The organism is Bradyrhizobium sp. (assembly GCF_035273305.1).
Classification (GTDB): domain Bacteria; phylum Pseudomonadota; class Alphaproteobacteria; order Rhizobiales; family Xanthobacteraceae; genus Bradyrhizobium.
This window is the reverse complement of sequence record NZ_DATEPI010000122.1, coordinates 1-16005: the sequence shown is the minus strand read 5'-3', so window position 1 is coordinate 16005 and position 16005 is coordinate 1. Positions and strand designations below refer to the sequence as shown.

The 16005-nt window shown below is 60.9% G+C and carries 22 protein-coding genes; 10 read left to right on the top strand and 12 right to left on the bottom strand.

The features are described from left to right. Positions 1-287: 287 nt before the first annotated feature. From VJV58_RS08420 to VJV58_RS08400, 5 genes are all read right to left on the bottom strand, one after another. The gene (locus tag VJV58_RS08420; RefSeq protein ID WP_414641449.1) at positions 288-437 is read right to left on the bottom strand and encodes a Flp family type IVb pilin; all 150 of its coding nucleotides are present in this window, start codon (positions 435-437) and stop codon (positions 288-290) included. Positions 438-785: 348 nt separating this feature from the next. Further along, positions 786-1334, bottom strand: a complete 549-nt coding sequence (locus tag VJV58_RS08415; protein ID WP_324136881.1) for a DUF6456 domain-containing protein — start codon at positions 1332-1334, stop codon at positions 786-788. Between the two features lie 51 nt (positions 1335-1385). Continuing rightward, the gene (locus VJV58_RS08410; RefSeq protein ID WP_324136880.1) at positions 1386-1931 is read right to left on the bottom strand and encodes a YdaU family protein; all 546 of its coding nucleotides are present in this window, start codon (positions 1929-1931) and stop codon (positions 1386-1388) included. Then, a complete protein-coding gene (locus VJV58_RS08405; RefSeq protein WP_324136879.1) occupies positions 1928-2113 on the bottom strand; it encodes a hypothetical protein in 186 nt (61 codons plus the stop codon). Before VJV58_RS08405 ends, VJV58_RS08410 begins: the two co-directional genes overlap by 4 nt. After that, entirely contained in the window at positions 2110-2652 is a 543-nt protein-coding gene (locus VJV58_RS08400; RefSeq protein WP_324136878.1) for a GcrA family cell cycle regulator, read from the bottom strand. Before VJV58_RS08400 ends, VJV58_RS08405 begins: the two co-directional genes overlap by 4 nt. A gap of 119 nt (positions 2653-2771) precedes the next feature. Between VJV58_RS08400 and VJV58_RS08395 the strand changes: the two genes are divergently transcribed. Together VJV58_RS08395 and VJV58_RS08390 are read left to right on the top strand one after the other, a co-directional pair. Beyond that, positions 2772-3410, top strand: a complete 639-nt coding sequence (locus VJV58_RS08395) for a S24 family peptidase (protein WP_324136883.1) — start codon at positions 2772-2774, stop codon at positions 3408-3410. A 161-nt stretch (positions 3411-3571) separates the two neighbouring features. Beyond that, entirely contained in the window at positions 3572-3853 is a 282-nt protein-coding gene (locus VJV58_RS08390) for a hypothetical protein (protein ID WP_324136877.1), read from the top strand. A gap of 23 nt (positions 3854-3876) precedes the next feature. Here the strand turns inward: VJV58_RS08390 and VJV58_RS08385 are convergent, their stop codons facing one another. Then, positions 3877-4152: a hypothetical protein gene (locus VJV58_RS08385; protein ID WP_324136876.1), complete on the bottom strand. Its 276-nt coding sequence runs from the start codon at positions 4150-4152 to the stop codon at positions 3877-3879. A 188-nt stretch (positions 4153-4340) separates the two neighbouring features. After that, positions 4341-4658, bottom strand: a complete 318-nt coding sequence (locus VJV58_RS08380) for a hypothetical protein (RefSeq protein WP_324136875.1) — start codon at positions 4656-4658, stop codon at positions 4341-4343. Positions 4659-4928: 270 nt separating this feature from the next. Between VJV58_RS08380 and VJV58_RS08375 the strand changes: the two genes are divergently transcribed. From VJV58_RS08375 to VJV58_RS08360, 4 genes are all read left to right on the top strand, one after another. Further along, the gene (locus VJV58_RS08375; RefSeq protein ID WP_324136874.1) at positions 4929-6092 is read left to right on the top strand and encodes a Spy/CpxP family protein refolding chaperone; all 1164 of its coding nucleotides are present in this window, start codon (positions 4929-4931) and stop codon (positions 6090-6092) included. A 56-nt stretch (positions 6093-6148) separates the two neighbouring features. Continuing rightward, positions 6149-7471 carry an MFS transporter gene (locus VJV58_RS08370; protein WP_324136873.1) on the top strand — a complete coding sequence of 441 codons (1323 nt, stop codon included), beginning with the start codon at positions 6149-6151 and terminating at the stop codon, positions 7469-7471. Positions 7472-7560: 89 nt separating this feature from the next. Next, positions 7561-8733: a CaiB/BaiF CoA-transferase family protein gene (locus VJV58_RS08365; protein WP_324136872.1), complete on the top strand. Its 1173-nt coding sequence runs from the start codon at positions 7561-7563 to the stop codon at positions 8731-8733. Next, positions 8730-9659: a CoA ester lyase gene (locus VJV58_RS08360; protein ID WP_324136871.1), complete on the top strand. Its 930-nt coding sequence runs from the start codon at positions 8730-8732 to the stop codon at positions 9657-9659. Before VJV58_RS08365 ends, VJV58_RS08360 begins: the two co-directional genes overlap by 4 nt. A 64-nt stretch (positions 9660-9723) precedes the next feature. On the opposite strand, the gene VJV58_RS08355 is transcribed toward VJV58_RS08360, so the two are convergent. Together VJV58_RS08355 and VJV58_RS08350 are read right to left on the bottom strand one after the other, a co-directional pair. After that, positions 9724-10698: a quinone oxidoreductase gene (locus VJV58_RS08355; protein ID WP_324136870.1), complete on the bottom strand. Its 975-nt coding sequence runs from the start codon at positions 10696-10698 to the stop codon at positions 9724-9726. 199 nt (positions 10699-10897) lie between these two features. Continuing rightward, positions 10898-11575: an RraA family protein gene (locus tag VJV58_RS08350; protein ID WP_324136869.1), complete on the bottom strand. Its 678-nt coding sequence runs from the start codon at positions 11573-11575 to the stop codon at positions 10898-10900. A 267-nt stretch (positions 11576-11842) separates the two neighbouring features. Between VJV58_RS08350 and VJV58_RS08345 the strand changes: the two genes are divergently transcribed. Beyond that, positions 11843-12070 (top strand): hypothetical protein, encoded by a 228-nt coding sequence (locus VJV58_RS08345; protein ID WP_324136868.1) that lies wholly within the window; start codon positions 11843-11845, stop codon positions 12068-12070. Between the two features lie 137 nt (positions 12071-12207). On the opposite strand, the gene VJV58_RS08340 is transcribed toward VJV58_RS08345, so the two are convergent. The 3 genes from VJV58_RS08340 to VJV58_RS08330 form a co-directional block, all read right to left on the bottom strand. Beyond that, on the bottom strand, positions 12208-12501 hold the full coding sequence (locus tag VJV58_RS08340) for a hypothetical protein (RefSeq protein ID WP_324136867.1): 294 nt from the start codon (positions 12499-12501) through the stop codon (positions 12208-12210). A gap of 140 nt (positions 12502-12641) precedes the next feature. After that, on the bottom strand, positions 12642-13220 hold the full coding sequence (gene phnN, locus VJV58_RS08335) for a phosphonate metabolism protein/1,5-bisphosphokinase (PRPP-forming) PhnN (protein ID WP_324136866.1): 579 nt from the start codon (positions 13218-13220) through the stop codon (positions 12642-12644). A gap of 16 nt (positions 13221-13236) precedes the next feature. Beyond that, positions 13237-13494 carry a hypothetical protein gene (locus tag VJV58_RS08330; RefSeq protein WP_324136865.1) on the bottom strand — a complete coding sequence of 86 codons (258 nt, stop codon included), beginning with the start codon at positions 13492-13494 and terminating at the stop codon, positions 13237-13239. Between the two features lie 113 nt (positions 13495-13607). On the opposite strand from VJV58_RS08330, the gene VJV58_RS08325 reads away from it, so the two are divergent. The 3 genes from VJV58_RS08325 to VJV58_RS08315 all read left to right on the top strand — a co-directional run. Beyond that, positions 13608-14633 (top strand): tripartite tricarboxylate transporter substrate binding protein, encoded by a 1026-nt coding sequence (locus VJV58_RS08325; protein WP_324136864.1) that lies wholly within the window; start codon positions 13608-13610, stop codon positions 14631-14633. 92 nt (positions 14634-14725) lie between these two features. Then, the gene (locus VJV58_RS08320) at positions 14726-15634 is read left to right on the top strand and encodes a LysR family transcriptional regulator (RefSeq protein WP_324136863.1); all 909 of its coding nucleotides are present in this window, start codon (positions 14726-14728) and stop codon (positions 15632-15634) included. 125 nt (positions 15635-15759) lie between these two features. Beyond that, the coding region (locus VJV58_RS08315) for a PrpF domain-containing protein (protein WP_324136862.1) at positions 15760-16005 on the top strand (246 nt) is incomplete at its 3' end.

Genomic DNA, 16005 nt, shown 5'->3' with positions numbered 1-16005 from the left:
TGATCGCCTCGCCCTGGATACTCGGTTTTCCGCATACCCGCGCGATGCACTTCAGCATCGGCATAGGCCTCGCGGTCGCGTTCTTTGCCGCGCTGGAGCTGTGGCTGGTGTATGACGAGACGCATCCGGACCTGCCGACGGAGCCGCAGCAGAAGCAGTAATGGATCGCGCTCGGCGGTGACGCCGAGTCGTACGCTCTCGGTGCAGAAGCAATGAAACCCCGCCGGCGAGATGCCGACGGGGTTTCACTGAGACCAACTCTCCCCCACACGGAGGCAGAACAAGTTTTACTTCAACGAGCTGTTGATGTCGCTGAACTTGGTGTTCAGGTTGGTGCCGAGGCCGTTGACAACGGCAATGATCGCCAAGGCGATCCCTGCGGCGATCAGGCCGTATTCAATCGCGGTCGCACCGGATTCGTCAGACAAAAACTTCATAATGCTACGCTTCAAACCCGCCTCCTGATAACGTTGTGCTGAAATGGTTCAACGGCAAGGAAAGTACCTGCGGAACTCTAAATTCGGATAAACCGGTCCTCGCCAATTTTAACGGATGCCTTTCGCGGAGGCTGGAGCCCCAAGGAGGGTCGACGTCGAAAACGCGCGATTTGTGGGCTTGTTGCGGCGCCGATCAGGTTCTGGATCATTCTCATTCCTGTTTGGGTCCGGATTATCTCGCACCAGACGGCAGCCGTCGCCGATCACGTTACATTTTCAGTAAGCATAAATGATGGTCGCGGGCTCGCGGGACCGCACCACTTACGCCCGCGACGCCAACCACGTGAATTACCTCTTCTGCGTTGCAAATCCGTAGATCAGGGCCAGGCGGTCCAGACACTCGCGAAATCGCCGGGCGAAATAGTCGATCCACCGCTGACCTCGCAATGCTCGCCGCTGCCCGACCTGCTCCATCGTCAATCCCAGCACAAGCACGTCATGCACCAGCGAGGAACCGTCGGCGCCCAGTTCGCGTTCGGCACGGTTGAGCCGCAGCACCGCCTTGCGCTGACGCTCGGTGATCGGCTCTCGCGGACGCCCGCCGTCGACATATTCGCGCGTCTGATCGACCGCCTGCGGGCCCCGCTCGGCCCTCTCCCAATCATCCTGGAACGCGCGTCCGCCCCGGTACTGAGCTTCGTCGATCTGATGATGCGAATGCAGTCTTCCCAGCGGATCGTTGCGAAGCGAGCGCAGGGCGACGATCTTTTCTCCCGGTTCCAACGCCAACGGATCGTCGACTTCAACCGCCGCCACCTCGGCGTTTCGCGGCAGTTCGTTGGATCTTCGGTCATGCACTTTGGTCGACCTTTGCAGCTTCCGCTTTGCCCGTGCCACTTGCCTTGCTCCTTCTGTCAATCACTCGGATAGTTGGTTGAGTTGCTCGCGTCAGCTTGTTCGCCTGGCGACATATGCCGCCAGCTCGGAGCTGACGGTAATTGCCGGCTTGGACGCTCGCTGCTCTCCGGAATCAGCGGGCGGGGTCTGCGCTTGAAGAAGACTCTGATGTGAGTGTGAGTAGTCGGCGTTTGCCGAAGCATCGGCCGACCCTCGCCCAGCAATTGCTCTGGAGGGTGGGTGTCGAAAACGCGAGGCGTCTTCCAGCTTCATGCGCGCGAGCGCCGAACCGATGCCGCCCTTTTGTCCGGCTTCCGCGCGCTTCAGCGATACGCGCGTCATCTTCGCAAGCTCGGCGTCGATGCGCTTGTGTTTCCAGCCGTCGTAAAAGAAATCCTGCAAGGTCGGCCGGTACTCGCACCACGTCTTCAGCGGAAGCTTGGTGATCTTGGAGAGCTGCCGGTCATCGTCGGGCAATTCGCCCTTGCGCCAGTAATGCATCATCAGCAGCAGGTAGGCCCCGTGCTGCGCGGTGGTGAGGTGACCGGTGTCGCCGAGATAATCGCCGACATAAAGAGGCATCCACGGTCGGTTCATGCTGGTCGATTCTCATTGGCCACCATTTCGATGCACAGCAACGCCGCGAGTTGGTCGCGGCGAACCGAACAAGCGAGCGGCTGGCGCAGCAGCGCGCGCAAATGCGCTATGCGATGGCGGCGAGGTAACAGCTGCAGCCTGCCGTTCACACCCGTGGCATTCTGTACGTGCGCGGACTTCATGCCGCCTCCACGACGCGCAGCGAAGGTTTGCCGGTCGGGCGTTGCAATTGCGCGCCTGGGCCGAGCGTCAGATGAAAATGCGGCGTGCAGTAGCTTGAACCTTCGCACCGAGGATGGGCGCAAAAGGTGATGGGTTCGCCGTTCGCGTCGCCGCCATAAGGATAGCGGCAATCGTTGGGTTCGAGATCGACCAGCGACAGATGGCGCGGCACGATCGCGACGCACCGCAGCCTGGGCGCTTCCGCTCGCTCGCTGCCTGCGCTCAACCTGGCGGCCTCGGGAGCATGGCGCTCGCGCGCTTCGTGCAGAGATGAGCTTTTGGACAAATAAGGCCGCCGCGGCCAATGGAACGGAGGGTCGTTGGGCTGGCTGCAGTTCGAAAGCCCCATGCGGCGGGCACGGCCGAGCGCGGCGTTGCGAGAGTAGCTGGTATTGAATTTCGAATTGATGGCGGCGGAGATCTCCGAATACGACAACCCGCGGGCGAGATACTGCCTCAGCGCCTCTGAATGTTCTGGTGTCCAGTTGTTTTCCTGCATGCTCGCCCGCTCGCTGTTTCATGTTATGTTCTCTAATTCGGATATTCCGAAATCAAAGTCAAGCTTGATTTCTGATAATCGGAATTGCTATAATTTCTGAAATTCGGAAAACATGCATGATGCTGGATGTCAGGATGATCGAGCGGGGGCTGCAGAAGCCGGGCAAGACCAAGGGCGGTCTGGCGGCGGCAATGGGCGTGCGCCCCGGCGCCGTCTCGGAAATCCTGGCGGATATCCGGCTGATCAAGGCGTCGGAAATCCAGCCGATCATCGATTACCTCGAGCTGAATTCGGTGCCTATCATGGGGCGGGTCGGGGCCGGCGCCGCGATCGAGCCTGAACATGAGCAAGTGCCACCGGAGGGCCTCGGGGAAGTCGAGCTGCCGTTTCCTATTTCAGAGGAAACCATCGCCTTCGAAGTGTCCGGTGATTCGATGCTACCGAAGTACGAGAATGGCGATGTGATCGTGGTCTACCGCGAGCAGCGCCATCCCGTTTCAAGCTTCTACGGCGAAGAGGCGGCGGTCAGGCTGAAGACGGGCGAGCGCTATTTGAAAACCATCGACCGGGGAAAATCCCCGACCGTGGTCAATCTCACCAGCTTCAACGCCAAGCCCATCACGGGCGTGAAGCTGGAATGGATCGGAGAAATCTGCGTCACGCTGCCTCGGGGCCAGATCGAACGTTTGCGGGCCAGGTCGGCGGCCCGGGCGCGCAAGGCGGCAAAGGCCCATGGCGGCCGCGCGCCGGAGAGATAGGGCCGTCCCAAACCGGCACCCGTCGGGCTGATTCCTTGATTCGAACCTCGATTGGAGAACGAATTCTGTTTTTCAGAAATAGAGGCTTGACTTATTTCTGATTTTCCGAAATAATTGCAGGTCACATCCACCCGCCGGGAGGAAATAGCAGAGCATGCCGCATGCAGTATTTTGTCGTGATGATCGATTATGGGCGGCGTGGACGCGAAGCCATCGTCGATCCCGAAATCACCCGGCGCGAAGTCATCTCACGCATCGTCTCCGGTGAATACAAGAACATCAGCTTCATTCATGAGATCGCCGATTGTTCGATCGAGGACATCACCGCCGACATTCTGGCGGAAGCCGCGCTCCCGGCGGTCCCGATATCACGCGCGAACCTGCAGGCCAACCGTTTCGATCATGCCCGCGACCTGCTTAAAGCCGACGCATCGGGAAGTTGACGCTCGACGGCCCTAGCGAACGCTCAATTCTTTTTGGGCGATTTTTCGTTCTGGGTCTCGGGCATCTTGTCCCTGCCCTGATCGCCGTTAGCATCGCTGCCGCCCGAGGTGGACGTACCGCTCCCGCTGGGACTGGGCTTCATCGAACTTCCGGTCGTCGGCGATGTGCCGGGGGTGGCGGAGCTTGCCGCGGGATCGCCGGTGAGAGAACCCCGCCCGCTCGGAGCTCCGTTTTGTGCGTATGCGACGGTGCCGGCAAGCGCCAGCACAAGCGCGAACCACATATTGGTCAATGTCATGCGCCCCTCCTCCAGGGAATGAACGGGATAATCGCGCACCCAACCGGCGGTTCCGATCCGCGCTCAACGCGCAACCAGTTAAGCACCCCCGCCGCGGGTCACGGGAACTTCGGCAGATCGGGCGGGTTATTCGACGCCAACAAAGCTGCCTGATTGGAGACTCGCGGGGGGCGCCCGAGGGTGCCATGTCACATATCAAGATCCTTAGCGTCGTTGCTCTGACCGCAATTCTGGCTGGTGGCGCTTACGCGCAACCTGGACGAGGTGGCGGCGGCGGACACTTCGGCGGCGGCGGCGGCGGCGCGCCGCACGCGATGGGTGGCGGCGCCGGCGGACATTTTGGCGGCGGTGGCGGCGGAGGCATGCGCTTTGGTGGCGCTCCGCACATCGGAGGTGGTGGTCCGCACATCGGCGGCGGTGGAATGCGTTTTGGCGGTGCGCCTCACATTGGCGGCGGTGGACCACGTTTCGGTGGCGGTGGCCCGCGTTTCGGGGGCGGACCGCATTTCGGCGGACGTCACTTCAGCGGCAGAACAGCCGGCCCGCGATTCAGCGGCAGGGCAGCGGGCGTGCGATCTGCTGCGCGACCCAGTTTCCATGCCCAGCGTTCCCATGCGCAGCGTTCGATTACAGCGCGCGGTCCTAACCGGAACGCGGCGGTCGATCGCAATCGCGAGGCGGCAAGGTTCGGCCGAAACAGAGAAGCGGCAACCCTCGCAAACAGAAACGCCAGCGTGAGATCGAGAGCGGTGCGGAATGCGCTGAACTCTCACGCCATGTCGAGAGCTTTGAACAACCGGGCCGGACTCATAAATCCCCGGACCCGCGCCCACATCGCCGCGACCGCGGCCACCGCAGGATGGCACGCCGGCCGCAGCCGGGACGGATGGTGGCGGCATCGGCATGGAGGGTACGGCTGGGTTGGCCCGCTATTCTGGCCGTTCGCCTATTATGACATCTACGACTACACGCTGTGGGGCTATGGCTATGATGATCCGTTCTGGGATTACGGCTATGGCGACATCTACGCCGGCATCTTTTCACCGTACGGCTATGACGCCCTCGCCGGCTATTGGCAGGACCGCGGCGGTGGTCGCCGGGTCAGCGGGCGTCAGACCTCTGAGACATCCGGCAAGACGCCGGATCAATTGGCGCAACTATGCGGCGATGACAGCCGGGACATTGCCGGTCTGCCGATCGATCAGATCCAGCAGACCCTTCAACTGAGCGATGCCCAGCGCGCCGCCCTGGACGATCTCGCCAATGCCTCGCAAAAGGCGGCCGAGCAAATCAGGTCGGCATGTCCGACCCAGATCCCCCTGACGGCGCCGGCACGCATCGCCGTGATGCAGCAGCGGATCGAAGCGATGATTTCGGCAGTCGACATTGTTCAGCCGCCGCTGCAAAGGTTCTACAATCTGCTCGACGATCAGCAGAAGGCGCGGCTCAATGCGCTCGGCCAGGATCAACGACGGGCGGAAACTTCAACGGAAACTTCAACGAAGAGAGGCGACTCGCTGATCGATAGCTGCGGCGGAACGCAAGCCGGCGTGACCGGCTGGCCAACCGACGAGATCGACGCGAGAGTCCATCCGACCGAAGCACAACGCGCAAGTCTAGCAGCGCTGCAGGATGCGACCGCGAAGGCGGCGGACATGCTGAAAGCATCGTGCCAGACCAATGAAGCCATTACGCCGCCGGCGCGGCTTGAGGCTGTCCGCAAACGGCTCGAGGTCATGCTCGACGCAGTCAAGAGTGTTCGCACCGCGCTTGACGATTTCTATGACAAGCTGAGTGACGAGCAGAGGGCGCAGTTCGAGGCGATCGGCCCGGGTCGCTCCACGGCTTCCCGCGAAACCAGTCTGACGCCACGCCATCATCGTCGCCATCACGCGAACATTGGCGGCGTCATCCGGCACTTCATGGCCATGGTGCCGTGAGGGTGATGGCGACAAGGGGCTCCGGTACTTGTTCGGCGTGAAGCTGTCGGGCGGCAATGATGCATGCGCTGGAAATCCGCACCATAGCCAGGGTCTCGAAGCGCCTGGTGCCGTTCCTGATCATCTGTTACTTCGTGGCCTATCTGGACCGGGTGAACGTCGGCTTCGCGGCGCTCACGATGAACCAGGATCTCGGTCTTTCACAGACCGCATTCGGCTTCGGCGCCGGAATCTTTTTTATTGCCTATTTCATCTTCGAGGTGCCATCCAACCTGCTGCTGGAACGCTTCGGCGCGCGCAAGTGGATCGCCCGGATCATGCTGAGCTGGGGAATACTCTCGGGCGCGATGGCGTTTATTCCGAATATCGCCCGCGCCACCGGACTCGGCAACGAACACACCTTTTACCTGCTCCGGGTTCTGCTCGGTGCGGCCGAGGCCGGCTTCTTTCCCGGCATCATCTTCTATCTGACACTGTGGTTTCCTACCGAATATCGGGCGCGGATCGTCGGCTACTTTATGGCCGCCATTCCCTTATCGACCGTGATTGGCGCGCCGATCTCGGGCGCACTGCTGTATCTACACGGCGGGCTTGGTCTCGCCGGCTGGCAATGGCTGTTCGTCATTGAGGCCGTGCCTGCGATCATTCTTGCCGGCGTGGTGTTCTTTTATCTCACCGACCGGCCCGCAGACGCGACATGGCTCGCGACCGACGAGCGAAACTGGCTAGCCGAAAGACTGGAAGTCGAGCGCCGCCATCGCGAGACCCTGCACAGCTATACCGTGACCCAGGCGCTGGTGAACCCGCGCGTGATCGGGCTGAGCCTGGTCTATTTCGGCGCTGTGGCGACAAATTATGGGCTCAGCTTCTTCCTGCCTCAGATCGTCAAAGCGTTTGGCCTGAACACGTTTCTCACCACGATTGTCTCCGCTGCGCCTTATGTGGTCGGACTTGTCGCCATGGTGTGGTGGGGCCGTCGCTCCGATCGCCACGTCGAGCGGCGATTCCACGCGGCCTTTCCCCTGTTCCTCGCCGCCGCCGGTATCGCGGTGTCCACCGCGCTCGATGATCCCACGCTAAAGATGCTGTCGTTTTGCGTAGCCGGCTTTGGAATCTTCGCTTGCCTCCCGGTGTTCTGGACACTCCCGACCGCATTCCTGTCTGGCGCGGCGGCTGCCGCGGGGATCGCGGTCATCAATTCGATTGGCAACCTCGCTGGTTTTGCGGGACCATTTGCGATGGGCTGGATCAAGGACCACACCGGCAGCTACGCAGGCGGGCTGCTGCTGCTGGCGGCCCTCGGGATCATCGCCATGGGTATCGTGCTCATGCTCGGTCACGATGACGCGCTCGAACGCGCGCCGGCGTCGGCGGAGTAGCGGCGCCGCCGCATAACAGCGCATCCAATCGGTATTCCGCTTCGAGCCAGGAACCGGCTATACCCGATCGAAAATGATCGGAGATAATCATGGACGGAACACGGGCGAACCTGCCGCTGTCAGGCATTACTGTCGTATCGCTCGAGCAGGCGATCGCCGCACCGCTTGCAAGCCGGCATCTTGCCGATTGGGGAGCGCGGGTCATCAAGATCGAGCGCCCCGGCAAAGGCGACTTCTGCCGCGACTACGATCAAGTGATGAACGGCATGTCGAGCCAGTTCGCCTGGACCAATCGCTCCAAGGAGAGCCTTTCGCTCGACCTCAAAAGCATCGAAGGCAAGCGCGTGCTCGACGCGCTGTTGCCGCGTGCTGACGTGTTCCTGCAAAATCTCGCGCCGGGAGCGGCCAAACGACAAGGCCTGGACGCGGCGACCCTCGTCGGGCGCTTCCCGCGTTTGATCGCATGCGACATTTCCGGTTACGGCAGCGGCGGCCCGTACAGTGAGAAAAAGGCCTACGACCTCCTGGTTCAGTGCGAGGCAGGATTTATCTCGGTCAACGGCACCGAGGAGCAACCGGCGAAATGCGGCATCGCCGTCGTCGATACCGCGACCGGCATGTACGTCGTCAACGGCGTGCTGATGGCGCTGTTCAATCGCGAGCGCACCGGCAAGGGCATGGCCTTCGAAGTCTCGCTCTTCGATTCCATGACCGAGTGGATGAGCTATCCCGCCTATTACACCGATGGCGCGGGTAAGCCCCTGATCCGCAGCGGCACCCGGCATGCCACCATCGCGCCCTATGGTCCGTTTCGCTGCGGCGATGGAGCGGTGGTGTTCTTCGGCATCCAGAACGAGCGGGAATGGAACGCGCTCTGCGGTGAGGTGCTGGAGGATGCGCAGCTGGCAAGCGATCGGCGCTTCTGCACCAACCCACAGCGGATGCAGCACCGCGACGCGCTGCAGGCGATCATCGAGCAGCACTTCGCAAAATTCTCCGCCACGCAGGTGCTGCAACGGCTCGACGCTGCCGCCATCGCCAACGCCAACATGAACAGCGTCGAAGAATTCCTGGCGCATCCGCAACTTCATGCGCGCGATCGCGTGCAGAAAGTGGGCTCGCCGAACGGTCCGCTGATGAGCTTCCTTCCAGCGATCACCATTCCCGGCGTAGCGCCGGTCATGGGCGACATTCCAGCCGTAGGCGCGCACACGGATGCGATACTGGCCGAACTCGGCCTGTTGGAAAACACGCCATCATGACGGCTGCGCGCCTGACCCGAACCTATCTCGCTGCGCCTGCTCATCGTACCAGGCTGGTCCAGAATGCAGCCGCCTCGGCAGCCGACGCCGTGTTCCTGGATTTGGAAGATGCGGTGCCGCCAGCGGAGAAAGCCGCCGCGCTCGAGTCAGCCGCAAACGCGTTGACCACGCACGATTGGGGCAACAAGACGGTCGCCGTTCGGCTCAATGCCGTCGACAGTCCGATGATCGAATCTGAGATCAAGCATCTCGCCGGCATCGAGCGGCTCGATGCGTTTCTCATTCCCAAGGCGGAAAGCGTTGCTGATATCGCAAAGATCGCGAGCTGGATTTCAGCCGCCGCCGGAACGCGCACCACGCTTCCGCAAATGGAGTTGCTGATCGAAACCGCACGCGGGCTGATCCATGTGGAGGCGCTTGCAGGATCGGATCGCCTTGTGAGCGCATTGCATCTTGGCGTCGGTGACTTCGCGGCTTCGATCGGAGCACGCAGCGCCGAGATCGGCGCATCGCCACCGGGATACAGGCACGTCGGAAGTGCTGCGGATGGACACAAGGAAACTCCGCTCGATCTGTTCGCCTATCCAATGATGCGCCTGCTGGTGGCGGCGCGCGCGTTCGGTCTGCGCGCGATCGATGGTCCCTGCGGCGCATTCCGCGACCCGGTTGCGACCGCGGCCACGGCGGCAAAGGCAGCGGCGATGGGATTCGATGGCAAGCAGGTGATCCATCCTTCCCAGATTGAAGCCACGCGCAACGCCTTCATCCCCTCCGATGAGGAACTGGCCTATGCCCAGCGCGTGGTTGCGGCAATGGAAGAAGCGGAACGGAACGGTCAGGCTGCCGTCACCGTCGACGGAAAAATGGTGGACTATGCCAACTTGCGGATGATCCGGCGCCTGCTGAGCTTCAAGGGAGAAACGTGATTGAGGCGGGCAACCTGCCCGCCTCACCTCATGCCACTTTCTTGCAAAGAAAAACCGTCAGGCCTCAAATCGTCAGCACGGTCGAGCCGGTCGTCTTGCGAGCGGCGAGATCGGCATGCGCCTTGGCCGCTTCCTTGAGCGGATAAGTCTGGTTCACTTCGATCTTGACCGCGCCGGATTTCACGACATCGAACAATTCCTTCGCCATGGCGACGAGGTTCTCGCGTTTGGCGGCATAGGTGAAGAGCGTCGGCCGGGTGACATAGAGCGATCCCTTTTGCGCCAGCAGCCCGAGATTGAGCGGATCGACGTTGCCGGATGATTGCCCGAACAGCGCGGCGACGCCGAGTGGCGCCAGGCAATCGAGCGATTTCAGGAAAGTGTCCTTGCCGACGGAATCATAAACCACCGGCACCTTCTTGCCGCCGGTGATCTCGTCCACGCGCTTTACGAAATCCTCGCGTGTATAGATGATCGTGTGGGCGCAACCGTTCGCCTTGGCGAGCTTCGCCTTTTCATCGCTGCCGACGGTGCCGATCACGGTGGCGCCGAGATGTTTCGCCCATTGGCTGAGAATCGTACCCACGCCGCCCGCAGCTGCATGCAGCAGGATGGTGTCACCGGCTTTGACGCGATACGTCTGGCGGATCAGGTATTGCGCCGTCAGCCCCTTCAGCATCATCGCCGCCGCGATCTTGTCGTCGATCCCATCGGGAATTTTCAGCAGGCGCTCGGCGGGGATCAGTCGGGCTTCGGCATAGGCCCCAAGCGGCGCGGCGCCATAGGCAACACGGTCCCCGGCTTTCAGGTCGGTGACGCCGGACCCGACTTCCTCGACAACGCCGGCGGCCTCACCGCCGAGCCCGCTTGGCAACTGCACCGGATAAAGGCCTGATCGATTATAGATGTCGATGAAGTTCAGCCCGACCGCGGTATGGCGAATGCGCGCTTCTCCGGGACCTGGTTTGCCGAGAGCGACTTCCTCCCAGGCCAGAACTTCGGGGCCGCCGGTCTTGTGAAAGCGGATGGCGTGCGTCATGGACTTCACTCCTTGGAAACAACAATTTCAACGGGCACGGCTGTGCCCACGGGCGAGGGTTTAACAGCATTCAGGCGTCGATCGCATCCTTGATCTTCTTTCGCGTCAATGGCAGATCGGGCAACCCTTTCCCGGTGGCGTTGGCAATGGCGTTGGCGATCGATGCCGCCGCCGGTCCCTGCCCGGTTTCGCCACTGACTCATTCGCGGAATTCACAACCCAACTGCTTGAGGGCAGCGTCGACCCAGCTTCGGTCCATTGATCCGCCAGCCTTCAAATCGGCCAAAGTCTTGTCTTCCGATTTCTTTTTGGCCGCGGCCGCCTGGTACACCTCCTCGACCTCATGGAAGGGAATGCAAAGCACGCCATCACCGTCACCAATGATCAAGTCGCCGGGCTCGATTACCATCCCGTCGAATGCAATCGGCCTCCCGATTTCTCCGGGACCGGTCTTCAATGGCCCGCGATGAGTGACGCCGGCGGCGTAAACCGGAAAACTCAGCCGGCGAAGCGCATCGGAATCCCTGATCGAGCCGTTGATGACGAGACCAGCCAGCCCACGATTGATCGCATAGCTGATCATGATCTCGCCGACGATCGAATTGGTCAGGTCGCCTCCCGCATCGACAACGACCACGTCGCCGGGCAACGCGACGTCGAGCGCCTTGTGCACAATCAAATTATCGCCGGGCCGGGTCTTCACGGTCAACGCCGGCCCCGACATCACACCTTCGCCATGATATGGCCGCAAGCGTGGCCCGGCGCCCGTCAGCCGCGACATGCAATCGCTGACATTCGCCACTGGCAGCGATCGGTATTTGCGAACGAATTCCGGACTCACCCTGCGCCCAATCGGTTGCACAGAAAACCCGATCATTGCAGTTCTCCCTGTTGTTTCCCCGTTGCAGGCGATTGTTCCGACATTGCGTCCGAGAAAGCCACCGCCGCAGTTGAACGGTCGGAGCAAACAGAAGCAAGTTGTGGCGATCTGGTGGCGAATGGAAATGTTACAGGAATGCCACAGAAACGAACAATATGGATGCGTTCTTTGTACGTTCGAGAGAGTTCATGATGTGCTGCGCGAACCGCTGCTAAATTAGCGTGGGGTTGAGATTCACGTGCTTGCGTGTGAAGGAGAGCCGAAATGCCAGCCTACATTCAGCATCGCGATCAGCACGAAGCCGACATCGCCCCAATGATCTGTCCCGGCTGCGTAGGACTCCTGCCAATGTATGTCAGGGAAGTCGAGCCGCACTGGAATATGGCCAGGATCGATTTTGTTTATGAGTGTTCGGACTGCTGCGCTGAAGTCAGGCAGACCATCCAGGTGCCGCAAGGACAGCCCCAAGCGACCGTCGCGCGATTGCGCTGAGTGCTGATCGCGCCGGTTGAACCGGCGCGCCATACTGAGACCCGAACAGCCGGCTGTTGAGAAGCGCGAGCGTCATGATGCGCCCGCAAGCCCGCTTGTTCTGATCCAGTAAATGGCCTGTCTAGTGAGTGGCGTCTCTAGTGGGAAGCGCCGGACTGCTCGTGATCGCCGTTGCATTCCCTGAAGTGCAGCGCAATTTCGTCAATCGCGCGCTGCTCCCATTCTTCTGCTTGCGCCAGCCAGAAAATTTTACGCTCGGAATCCAGCATGGCACGCTCTCGGCAAATCGATTCGAGTCCGCGAATTTCAACGAGCTTTTTCATGAACTCCACTCCGGAGGTGTGAAGCCAAATTTGCCACGGCACCTTAGCATGCTCTGGGCGAGCATGTTTCAAATAGCTGTGTGTAAATTGACAGCATGCTTGTCCCATGCCGCTCGCCTACCGCATCGCAGCAAGCGAAATCACAAATTATGCGATCGATTCACGGTCCTCTGGGTGCCGCAGTACTGGAGAGCGTTTTCGAGCGAAGTGGAGGACGGTTCGCGTGAAGAAAACGCGTCAGACCACATCTAATCCGCTCTGATGATCCTCACCAATTCACGCGCATGGTCGTCGGCGCCGCCGATATTTGTGATCGTGAAGTCGGGCGTCACGCTGCCATCTCCGCGGCTAAGCCTGTCTGCAATGTGGCCATCGCTGTCGCGTCCTCGCGCGGACAGACGTGTGACCAGAATTTCAGGCGGCGCCGTTATCAAAACAACCGTCACGTTGGCGTAGGCACGGCGCATCGCGTCAACGACCGTACGCGATACATTGGCGATGACGGTGTGGTTCGCTCGGATGTCGTCGACGATCGCGCGTGGCAAGGCATAGCAATGGCCGTGCGCCTCCCAATCCACCGCAAACTCGCGCTCGATACGCGCCAGCCGAAAGGTTTCCGGGCTGACCTGCTCATTACTTTCGTAAGCCGTGGCCGCGCGCGTGACTACGCGGCGCGCAAAGATGAATTTGTTGTCACCGCCGCAGGTGACCTGCGCGAGGCGTATCAACGTGTCCTTGCCGGCGCCGCTCGGGCCGACCACCAAGATGAGCCGGCCCGGTCCGATCGCGCCGGGATCGACCGCTGATATGGCCGAAATCTCACGCAAGCGGGACTTGGAGCGTTCAACAACCGCGACAAATATTGTTGATCTTTACGTCCAGCCGGGCGTTTTCCGCGGCCAACGCGTCGCCAAGCTGGGCCGGCTCCACTGACGAAACAGGCGACGTGGCGGCAGTCTTTCCCTTGGGCAATGGCGGCATGGCTTTGTCGTAGCAAGCGAGCCGATTGCTTGCTTTTGCGATCGATTGACATTCGCTGGTTTGAGCCATCACCGGACTACAAATCGCGCAAAGTGCGGCCAACACACCAATTAGTTTCATGAGTATCTCCTCCACTCTAATTCGAAGTTATAGTACGCAGGGCGTTCACGATAGCCATGCTGCTCCCTTTGCTGATAGCTCCGACACAGCGCAATAACGAGTACCCTGCCCCGATGCCGCCTCCTGCGAATTTGCCGATCACAGCCAGCAATAGCACTTTCCGCATGTTCCTCCGGCTCTCGTTAGCGTTGATTGTCATGCTCGGGCTGGCAATTCCCCAGCGCGCGAGTACTGCCGAGACCAAATATCCGAGCAAGGCGGTGCGCATCATTTTGCCTTTCGCGGCCGGTGGTGTTGCCGACATCACTGCGCGCGTTGTTGCCGAAAGGCTCGGCGCCAAGCTCGGCGGTCGTTTCTATATCGAAAACCAGCCCGGCGCCGGCGGCATCGCCGCGGCCCGAACCGTCATCTCCTCTCCGCCGGACGGGCATACGCTGGCATTGCTGTCGAATGGCACCGCGGTCAGCGTGTCCTTGTTCAAGAGCTTGCCTTACGATCCGCTGCGGGATTTCGTGCCGATTTCCAGTATAGGCTTTTTTGATTTCATATTCGCAACCAATGCCAACTCGGAATTCAAAACGCTTGCCGATTTTATCACGGCCGCGAAAGCAAAACCGGGCGCGCTCAACATCGGAACGATCAATGTCGGAAGCACGCAAAATCTATCGGCGGAGCTGTTCAAGACCGCAGCGGGAATTGATTTCACCATCGTTCCCTATCGTGCGAGCCCCGAACTTCTGGTGTCCACCATGCAGGGCAATCTCGCTCTCATGATCGACAGTTACTCCTCAATGAAGGGCAATCTCATCGACCACAAGATCCGGGCGCTTGCCTCCTCGGGCGCGGTTCGCTCCGAAGCCACGCCGGCTATTCCCACCTTGCGCGAGAGTGGCGTTGCCGATTACGACGTTGTCTCCTGGAACGCATTTTTCGCTCCCAAGGGCACCCCGCCGGAGATCATAAGCACGCTGAATCGCAGCTTGCGCGAAATATTGGACGAGCCGAACGTGAAAAAACAGCTTCTCGAACTCGGCATTGAAGCCAAGGCAAGCACGCCTGAGGAGATTTCAGCGCGGCTGAAATCCGACATCGACAAATGGCGCGCCGTGATCGACAGGGCCGGCATCCCGAAGCAATAAAAGGCGCCGCCGCAATGAGATTTCCGCGCTAGATTATCGCGCCGAGCGCACGGCATCAGGGGACTGCGCCAGGACAGGACTGCCTCGTTTCCATGAACCTCAAGCAGCTTGAATATTTCGTGCAGGTTGCGGAGCTGGGCAGTTTCAGCAAGGCGGCATTGGCGCTCGATATCGCTCAGCCCGCGCTTAGCCGACAGGTGCGGAGCCTCGAGACCGAGTTGACCCAGCAGCTCTTTCTTCGCAACGGGCGCGGCGTCACCCTGACCGACGCCGGCAAGCGGCTGTTCGACCACAGTGTCGCGGTCATGCAGTTGATGGCTCATGCGCGTGAAGACCTTGGCGCCAATCGCGATGAGCCGGTTGGACGCGTTACGATCGGGTTGCCGCCGAGCATGGGACGGCAGCTCACGGTCCCATTGATTGATCGCTTCAAGCAACAGCTTCCCGCCGCGCGCCTCGCCATCGTGGAGGGATTGTCGACCCACATCGTCGAGTGGGTAACGACCGGGCGCGTCGATGTCGGCCTGGTCTATAATCCCGAGGCACAGCCCGGACTGGAGATTGCACCATTGCTGCATGAGCCGCTTGGGCTGGTCAGTCATGCCGCCAGCAAATCCAGGCGGAAAAAGGCCGCATTGCCAGCGCTGCCGATGAAGGAGCTGCCGCGCTACCCTCTGATCGTTCCGGAGCGGGTCCACGCCATGCGCCGACTGCTTGAGACACAAGCCGGCCTGGCCGGGATCAAGCTTGATATTGCGTGGGAGGTATCGAGCGTCTCCTCGATCATCGATCTGGTCTGCGCCGGCTATGGTCACGCGGTGCTCACGCCAAATGGCGTCGCCGCCTCTGCGCGCTCCGGTGAATTGACGCTGCGCAGGCTGATCGATCCGGCGCCGGTGAGCGTGCTGTGCCTGGCCATCTCGGCACACAAGCGCCCGACGCCGCTGACCCAACGCATGATCCGGCTGCTGAGCGCGCTGGTGCACGGACTTCCTGCCTAAGCATTTCGGCATGGTTGCCGCTGGCAGGCTATGCCGGACTGGTATAGCTGATATAGAAGGCGAACGCTGGCGAAGGCTCGTCCAACTCGCCACAGTAAAGCCGTCGGTCACGTCGGGTCCGGATCATGCAAACTGCAATTCCCTGTCTTTTCATGCGCGGAGGCACGTCACGAGGCCCTTTCTTCAAGGCTACTGATCTGCCTGCCGACCAGCCGACCCGCGATAAAGTGCTGCTGTCGGTGATGGGGTCGCCGGACAAGCGTCAGATCGATGGTCTGGGCGGCGCGCATCCGCTGACCAGCAAAGTCGGCATCGTGTCGAGAGGCAGCACGCCGGGCGTTGATCTCAATTTCCTGTTTGCCCAGTTGCAG

What these genes read in the sequence shown, in the direction of transcription:
- VJV58_RS08340 (WP_324136867.1), bottom strand. Translation starts at nt 12,501, where the DNA reads ATGGGACAAGCATGCTGTCAATTTACACACAGCTATTTGAAACATGCT.
- VJV58_RS08400 (WP_324136878.1), bottom strand. Translation starts at nt 2,652, where the DNA reads ATGCAGGAAAACAACTGGACACCAGAACATTCAGAGGCGCTGAGGCAG.
- VJV58_RS08330 (WP_324136865.1), bottom strand. Translation starts at nt 13,494, where the DNA reads ATGAAACTAATTGGTGTGTTGGCCGCACTTTGCGCGATTTGTAGTCCG.
- VJV58_RS08390 (WP_324136877.1), top strand. Translation starts at nt 3,572, where the DNA reads ATGCAGTATTTTGTCGTGATGATCGATTATGGGCGGCGTGGACGCGAA.
- VJV58_RS08405 (WP_324136879.1), bottom strand. Translation starts at nt 2,113, where the DNA reads ATGAAGTCCGCGCACGTACAGAATGCCACGGGTGTGAACGGCAGGCTG.
- VJV58_RS08420 (WP_414641449.1), bottom strand. Translation starts at nt 437, where the DNA reads ATGAAGTTTTTGTCTGACGAATCCGGTGCGACCGCGATTGAATACGGC.
- VJV58_RS08320 (WP_324136863.1), top strand. Translation starts at nt 14,726, where the DNA reads ATGAACCTCAAGCAGCTTGAATATTTCGTGCAGGTTGCGGAGCTGGGC.
- VJV58_RS08355 (WP_324136870.1), bottom strand. Translation starts at nt 10,698, where the DNA reads ATGACGCACGCCATCCGCTTTCACAAGACCGGCGGCCCCGAAGTTCTG.
- VJV58_RS08395 (WP_324136883.1), top strand. Translation starts at nt 2,772, where the DNA reads ATGCTGGATGTCAGGATGATCGAGCGGGGGCTGCAGAAGCCGGGCAAG.
- VJV58_RS08370 (WP_324136873.1), top strand. Translation starts at nt 6,149, where the DNA reads ATGATGCATGCGCTGGAAATCCGCACCATAGCCAGGGTCTCGAAGCGC.
- VJV58_RS08360 (WP_324136871.1), top strand. Translation starts at nt 8,730, where the DNA reads ATGACGGCTGCGCGCCTGACCCGAACCTATCTCGCTGCGCCTGCTCAT.
- VJV58_RS08375 (WP_324136874.1), top strand. Translation starts at nt 4,929, where the DNA reads ATGTCGAGAGCTTTGAACAACCGGGCCGGACTCATAAATCCCCGGACC.
- VJV58_RS08410 (WP_324136880.1), bottom strand. Translation starts at nt 1,931, where the DNA reads ATGAACCGACCGTGGATGCCTCTTTATGTCGGCGATTATCTCGGCGAC.
- VJV58_RS08380 (WP_324136875.1), bottom strand. Translation starts at nt 4,658, where the DNA reads ATGCGGTCCGCCCCCGAAACGCGGGCCACCGCCACCGAAACGTGGTCC.
- VJV58_RS08345 (WP_324136868.1), top strand. Translation starts at nt 11,843, where the DNA reads ATGCCAGCCTACATTCAGCATCGCGATCAGCACGAAGCCGACATCGCC.
- VJV58_RS08325 (WP_324136864.1), top strand. Translation starts at nt 13,608, where the DNA reads ATGCCGCCTCCTGCGAATTTGCCGATCACAGCCAGCAATAGCACTTTC.
- VJV58_RS08350 (WP_324136869.1), bottom strand. Translation starts at nt 11,575, where the DNA reads ATGATCGGGTTTTCTGTGCAACCGATTGGGCGCAGGGTGAGTCCGGAA.
- VJV58_RS08365 (WP_324136872.1), top strand. Translation starts at nt 7,561, where the DNA reads ATGGACGGAACACGGGCGAACCTGCCGCTGTCAGGCATTACTGTCGTA.
- VJV58_RS08385 (WP_324136876.1), bottom strand. Translation starts at nt 4,152, where the DNA reads ATGACATTGACCAATATGTGGTTCGCGCTTGTGCTGGCGCTTGCCGGC.